Here is a 6,543-nt window from a genome sequence, read left to right as displayed (position 1 = left end):
AACCCGCTACGGGGGAGACTTACCCGAAATCTGATTTATTCAACAAAGCCGTTTCACCTCTAAAAAACCACTTCCCGATTGGCGAGATCTTTATATTGTTCCAGATTCTCTAGAAGGTACATTGCGTCAAATAACACGACATGCAAATACATTAGACATGCTTGAAAATCATGTAGAATTGATGAATGTAATTACTTCACCTAACACACACCTTACAGTAAGCAATGAAGAAATCGTTGCAGAAGATATAATGGATTCATTAGATGAATCTAAACAGAAAGTTTTTTCAAAAGTTTTATCAACTTTACCAATGAACCTTGTGCAGGGACCTCCGGGAGTTGGTAAAACTCACTTAGTAAAAGCCCTATCTCAATATATATTTAAAGAAGAACCTAACAGCAGAATATTATTCACCGCACAGAGTCATGCTACTGTACAGCATCTTTACCATGAAGTTGTTAAAGATTTAGTTACGCAAGATAAAAGCATTAATGGCCCTATAATCATTAGATGCAACAAAGTTTCTGGTGAGGACAATATTGTAGTAAACAGTGCTGATGAGACTGGCTTAGAATACTTAAAGATGTTTGTAGAAAGCGATCTTTTTAAAAATTCATCTAATGATAAATTAAAGAATGACATTGCTGGTTTACTTAAATCCTCACCTGCAAAAAGATACCCATTAATTAATCAACTTATCAAATCAGCAAGCTTAATATTCGCTACAACAAATTCCGATTATGTCGAAAGAATGATAAAGGAAAGAGCACAATTTGATTGGTCTATCATGGAAGAGACAGGGAAAGTTACAGGGATAGAACTAATCAGTCCTCTTTTGTTGTCTTATAGAAGGTTAATGATCGGTGATCACCGTCAATTACCACCATACCGTTCCATTGAACTAAAAAAAATATTAACTAATAATAAAAAACTAACCAACACCTTCGAAGAAGTTGATAGCATAAACAACTTCAAATTAAAAAATGAATTAATCCGCAATGGCTACTTTTCATCAATCAATGACGAACAGGCAAGAGAAATAGGATTACGAGCAACAAAATATGTAAATTTATTTGAGTCTTTGATTTTAGAAGATGAAGAACAAGATGAAAAGTTTGAACAGTTAGCAGGTAAAGGCCAAAAACGAAAAAATAAACTATCTTCTATGTTATCAGTCCAGCATCGTATGCATCCTCACATCGCGGAAGTAATATCCAATGTTTTTTATAAAAATGAGTTATTTACTGATGCTGAAAAAAAATTGAAATATCTTTCAAAAGACTTTGATTCTGTTATAAATATAAAGCAAGAGTCAATATTAAAAGATACGCCAGCACTTGTATGGATTAATCAACAAGATGTACAAAAAACAAAGGGAAGTCGAGCCGGAGAACATAAACCAATTTGGTCTAACGAGAGTGAATGTAAAGAAATAATCGACATTTTAAAAGATCTTGATAAAAACACCAACCCTACAAAAAAAATCAAATTAGCCATTCTTTCGCCTTATTCCAATCAAGTAAAATTAATTTCCAAACACATAGAAATTGCAAAGAAAAACAATGAGCTTAAAACTCTTCTAAATAATTACATTCCTCCTGACGATAATGATGGTTACTGCCTTACAGTGGATTCTTTTCAAGGTGGTGAGGCAGATATTGTAATAATATCATTAGTCCGAAATAATGGTAAAAGCACAATAAAAAGTGCCTTAGGTTTTTTATCAGATCAACGTCGTATAAATGTTTTACTCAGCCGAGCCAAGCATAAATTAATTATCATAGGATCATATGAACTTCTTAAATCTTGGTCTAATCGTATAGTAAAAGAGAGCTCACAAGAATATGAATTCATTCCTAAATTAATTAATGAATTAGAAACATCTGCTCAAATCGGTAATCTTTTATTAATTGAGAGTAACTCAACAAAAAAGCAAGGGAAGAAAAATGCAAAATAAAAATATTTATGTAAAAATTCCTTTTCATTATGGCGTACATAAATTCAAAATTTTTAAGGGTCATAGGTGGGGAGCTTTAGATCATTTTTTACTTCAAGAAATTAGCCGCCGTTCTTATCCAATAGAAGAATTATCATTGAAGTCAAATCTTCCGCAGAGACTAATCATTGAAATAATAATACCGTTTATGAAATTGGGTTGGGTCGAATTAGTAGAATTAGACTCAAAATATAATTTCAGAATTACTGATGTTGGATTTATTGTTGCTAACCATGACGAACTTCCTTATGAAAGAGAGCCTATGGAATCTACTAGGAAGTTTTTAATTGACCCTAAAATAGCAAAGTGTTATCGAGTAAATGCCAGAAACCAAAACTATCAAATATATAACAAACAAAGAGCAAATGAATTGCTCAGGAATAAAAACTCAATAGCTACAGAGTTAAATATAAAAAACCCGAAATATGCACCATATCCATCAGATATACTAAATTGTGTTGAAGATAGTGATGAAGAGGTTATAGGCTATGAGGAAAGGGCAAATGATCGACCATATTATCAAAACAAACTTTTTGCAATAGCTCAGGTTGATGAGGCCGATAATATAACAGGTGTTCCATCTGATATCTCAAAAGAATTGGCTGAAGATATAATTTCTGCTGCTAATTTAAAACGTAAAGAAAGTAGCACTTCTCAAAATAAGAGTTCTAAACTAAGTATTTTTAGCACAGAGTCTTATGAAAATCATTTTGAAGAACACTTGATTGGCGAAAACGAATTTCAAATAATATCCGGCGCTGAAAATCATAAAGCTCATCTTCTGGACTTGATTGATAAATCTCTCAGCAGGATTATTATCCATTCAACTTTTATCCAATTGAAAAATTTTCAAGACATCTTTAATAAACTAATTGAATCAGCTAAACGAGGAGTCCAAGTCGATATATTATGGGGTCAAGAGGAACCTGATGATGAAAAAAGCATGGGCAGTTATAATCAATTTCTTAGTGGACTTAATGTTTATAAGGAGGAAATAGTACAACTTGGGTTAGCTTCACTTTTTACAATACATTCAGATCCAACAGGCTCACATGCGAAAATTATAGTTTGTGATACCTTAAATTATGGTTATTGTGCAACAATAGGTTCATGCAACTGGTTAGCGAGCGGATTCAATCGATATGAATGCTCTGTATTTACGACAAATAATGTCTTAACAACTGAAGTATTAGATATTTTGAGTATATTATCAAAAGGGAAGTCGCGGGTATCTAATAATTTAAGCAAATCTATTTCTGCCATAGCTTATGAGTTAAAAAAAGTTACTCAACATTTGGCTACTGCAAATCCTACTGAAAAAAATGTAAAAATTAAAATCATCACAAAAAATGAGCATCACGATTACGTTTTAGATGCCAGGGACAAAGCAACAAGCACCATCTTTATTGCAAGCCATAGGATTAGTAATAATGCCGAAAGACCTATTTTGACACCTTTAATAAGTTCAATAACAGACAATAATAAGCTGAACATAAAAATGTATTACTCATCTCTAAGTGGGGGAATCAATACCCAACAACTTGAAGAGACAAGTAAGTCTTTAAGTGCAAATGGAATTATTCTAGAGAAAAAGAAAGATCCAATCTCTCATGCAAAAATATTATCATGGGACAATGATAATATTTTAATCACAAGCCTTAATTGGTTATCAGCCTCAGCTTATGGCAACCCATATGATGAACTGGGGGTTTATATTGAGAAAAAAGACATATTCTCTATAATTTCCCCTAACTATTGAGCAGACAGCAGGATATCTTAGAAAGGGTATCCTGTTTCAACCAGTATACCTAATGAGATAAACAATGTGAAAATGACTAAATGAAAGTGACAAAAGGAAGCCAATATTATTTATGATCATCTAATATAATAATATTTGTTGTTCTTAACGCGATCTGAACTCAGCAATAATGTCATTGTCAATTAATGTGGTAATTTTTTTTATTTCTCTTGTTGTTAAGCTCAATATAGATACAATTAAAGTCTGTTTTTTTATTTAAATCAATCTTATCCTTGGAATACATATTAATATAGAGTTTTGTATTGTCAAGAATGTCATATTTTGTAGAAGGTTTATCCTTTTTTAGCTCAGGAATTGTCTTTTTAATTTCAAATACCTGAATTAGCTTATGATCGTACTTAGTAACCTTTATCACATCATTATACTCAACAAAATCCATTTTTCTTTTTATAGTTAAAACATATTTTGCATCAACCTGTGGATCTGTTTTGTAATCCACACAAATATTTTGAGCATTTACATAATATGTAGGCAACATAAGCAGTAATAAAACCATAAATATTCTCATTTTGACCCCCCCTTGTTTAATATCTAACAAGGATGCTTTATCAAAAATAGAATTTCAAATTTATTTATTCTTTTTTATTTTCCAATGTAATGACAATCTGCTTATGGTTATTTCTATGGAATGAAATATAATACGACTTGTTTTTGTAATCAATCACTTCTTTTGTTCCATTAATCATTCTAATTAAGCCGTTTTCAGGAGTTGTAATTTCTAGATAATACTTATTACCAATGCTATAATCAGTCCTCTTTTCAATATATAGATCAGGCAATAAACGTAGTCGGTCACCACTGACAATATAATTACGGGGGAGTTTATTTTCCTGTTCAACTACTTCCTGCTGGCGTAATAATTCTTGTTTCCTATCCTGTAATTCAACTTTTTCTTTATAATCCTGAGATAGCATATTAAATGCTGTCAAAGTACAATTAGACATTCTGATATTTTCAGAGAGTTGATCCTTCCTTTCTACTTTCGGAACTCCTTCCCAATTAGAATAATTAGTGCCTAACTTCGCATTTAACTCCCCTAGATTCAGGCTTTTAAGCTTTTTTAAGTTGACTGCCATATCACCATTAGCTTCTCCATAAATTGTAAATTCAGATCCTGATGCTTCAAAGGCACGACATAACTCTATTGCATTCTGCCTTAACAATGATTGTTGAACCAAAGGAGTATCCGATGCAAAAGAGGAATTACTTAAAATGACAACTACTAAAAGTGAGAGTTTACCAAAATTCATTTTATACCCCAGTGTATAAATTAATACATTATCTGTTCAAACTCTTCATCATATCATTTTATCAATTCAGAAGCATTAAGCAAGGGCTAACTCTCCGAAGCTCCGCTTCTCTGAGTTGCCTTGCTTTTCTGCTCTACGATTGAAAAGGAAATATTTTTCATGCAAATTTATCTAAGTAAATAAAAATATAGTCACCTGCCATCACATATACCCCATCGGTATGCCGCATGAAGATCATGAAAATAATCACATAGATATTTAAGATTTTTATTTAAATCTGGGAATACATCTACATCCATGTCAAATGAGTCAACTATGTTATCCTCGTCATCAACTAATAGCAAAGCCTTCACATACTTCCCTTCTTTTTTGTTCATCGAGTTTATAATATCTTCCGTACTTTTTTGTCTTACAGATGACTTTCTCATATCCTGGATGTGATCTCCCGTTTTAGGATAGCGAAAAAAAGTACTCTTAGAATCAATGGAATTTATCTTATTGATCTTATCTAAAACATCCTTTTCAATTACACCTATTCCTAAGTGGAAAAAACAAGGTATTAACTTATTGTGCTGACCGATTAAATATATGGTTAATAATCTGATGTCATGCATGTTTTCTAATTCAAAATCCTTTCCCAACACTTTAATTTTTGGTTTTCCAAGAGTACCACCACTACTGAATGGAATTTTAAAATTTCGGTGCAAAACATAAATTAAAGATTTTAGGTAAAGTTCGATTGCATGTCGTCTAAGATAATTGACTGGCATACCTAAATCCTTAATGGATTCAGAAGCCGATAATAAATCTGCTGATTCTTTAAACTGTTCTGCTGTTGCACCAAAACCATAGTCTATGTGCATATGCAAAGGCATCATTAAATACATTCACTCTCCTTATAATTGATTTCAGCATCACAATTCATTGACTTTTATTTATAACTTATTATAAATAAGTTATTACACATGGAATGAGTAATCAATCTAATAAAAGGAATTTTTATGAATCAATCTAATATCAACCCACGATCATTGCGAACACACTGTGTCAGTGTCCGTCTTAATAACTCGGAACTTCAATTACTCAACACAAAACGAGGTTCTACATCTAAAGGTGAATGGTTACGTATGGCTTCCTTGCAGAAGCTCCCCATGAATGTACCTCCTGTAAACATCGAAACATGGAAGACTCTGGGTGAGATCAATCAGAAGCTAAACCGTATCGCTCTTCATATCGATAGTAAGAGTAAAGATAGCCAGCTTACTCATACAGAGCTTTTCGCTGTGAAGCGACAACTGGAAGAGCTTCGCCAGCACCTGCTAAATGCTGACATATGGAGCAAACCCGATGAAGGGTATGCAGAAGATCAAAAGGGGTAAGAGCTTCGCTGGTGTCGTTCAATATGCATTGAAACCGGGAGCACATTGACCTGCCCCCACGATTAGATACAACACTCAGTTAGTAACGTCGGAATCTTC

General features: G+C 32.7%; 6 protein-coding genes. 3 read left to right on the top strand and 3 right to left on the bottom strand.

Annotation, left to right across the window (positions count from 1 at the left end; translation table 11 throughout):
* The first annotated feature begins 181 nt into the window (after positions 1-181).
* Together HX884_RS24700 and HX884_RS24695 are read left to right on the top strand one after the other, a co-directional pair.
* Complete coding sequence (locus HX884_RS24700; protein ID WP_256737195.1) at positions 182-1,957, top strand: AAA domain-containing protein; 1,776 nt, start codon at positions 182-184, stop codon at positions 1,955-1,957.
* Positions 1,947-3,755: a phospholipase D-like domain-containing protein gene (locus HX884_RS24695; RefSeq protein WP_178328935.1), complete on the top strand. Its 1,809-nt coding sequence runs from the start codon at positions 1,947-1,949 to the stop codon at positions 3,753-3,755. Before HX884_RS24700 ends, HX884_RS24695 begins: the two co-directional genes overlap by 11 nt.
* Positions 3,756-3,933: 178 nt before the next feature.
* Here HX884_RS24695 and HX884_RS24690 read toward each other — a convergent pair whose 3' ends face one another.
* From HX884_RS24690 to HX884_RS24680, 3 genes are all read right to left on the bottom strand, one after another.
* Complete coding sequence (locus tag HX884_RS24690; RefSeq protein ID WP_178328934.1) at positions 3,934-4,311, bottom strand: hypothetical protein; 378 nt, start codon at positions 4,309-4,311, stop codon at positions 3,934-3,936.
* 76 nt (positions 4,312-4,387) lie between these two features.
* Entirely contained in the window at positions 4,388-5,065 is a 678-nt protein-coding gene (locus tag HX884_RS24685) for a hypothetical protein (protein WP_001009043.1), read from the bottom strand.
* Between the two features lie 191 nt (positions 5,066-5,256).
* Positions 5,257-5,952, bottom strand: a complete 696-nt coding sequence (locus HX884_RS24680; protein WP_154827273.1) for a hypothetical protein — start codon at positions 5,950-5,952, stop codon at positions 5,257-5,259.
* Positions 5,953-6,066: 114 nt separating this feature from the next.
* Between HX884_RS24680 and HX884_RS24675 the strand changes: the two genes are divergently transcribed.
* On the top strand, positions 6,067-6,444 hold the full coding sequence (locus HX884_RS24675) for a hypothetical protein (RefSeq protein ID WP_014639992.1): 378 nt from the start codon (positions 6,067-6,069) through the stop codon (positions 6,442-6,444).
* Positions 6,445-6,543 lie beyond the last annotated feature (99 nt).

This window comes from Enterobacter sp. SECR19-1250, from assembly GCF_013391025.1.
Lineage (GTDB): Bacteria > Pseudomonadota > Gammaproteobacteria > Enterobacterales > Enterobacteriaceae > Enterobacter > Enterobacter cloacae.
Note: the sequence above shows the minus strand (reverse complement) of the source record. Positions and strands in the feature narration are given on the sequence as shown.

What these genes read in the sequence shown, in the direction of transcription:
- HX884_RS24700 (WP_256737195.1), top strand. Translation starts at nt 182, where the DNA reads ATGAATGTAATTACTTCACCTAACACACACCTTACAGTAAGCAATGAA.
- HX884_RS24695 (WP_178328935.1), top strand. Translation starts at nt 1,947, where the DNA reads ATGCAAAATAAAAATATTTATGTAAAAATTCCTTTTCATTATGGCGTA.
- HX884_RS24690 (WP_178328934.1), bottom strand. Translation starts at nt 4,311, where the DNA reads ATGGTTTTATTACTGCTTATGTTGCCTACATATTATGTAAATGCTCAA.
- HX884_RS24685 (WP_001009043.1), bottom strand. Translation starts at nt 5,065, where the DNA reads ATGAATTTTGGTAAACTCTCACTTTTAGTAGTTGTCATTTTAAGTAAT.
- HX884_RS24680 (WP_154827273.1), bottom strand. Translation starts at nt 5,952, where the DNA reads ATGTATTTAATGATGCCTTTGCATATGCACATAGACTATGGTTTTGGT.
- HX884_RS24675 (WP_014639992.1), top strand. Translation starts at nt 6,067, where the DNA reads ATGAATCAATCTAATATCAACCCACGATCATTGCGAACACACTGTGTC.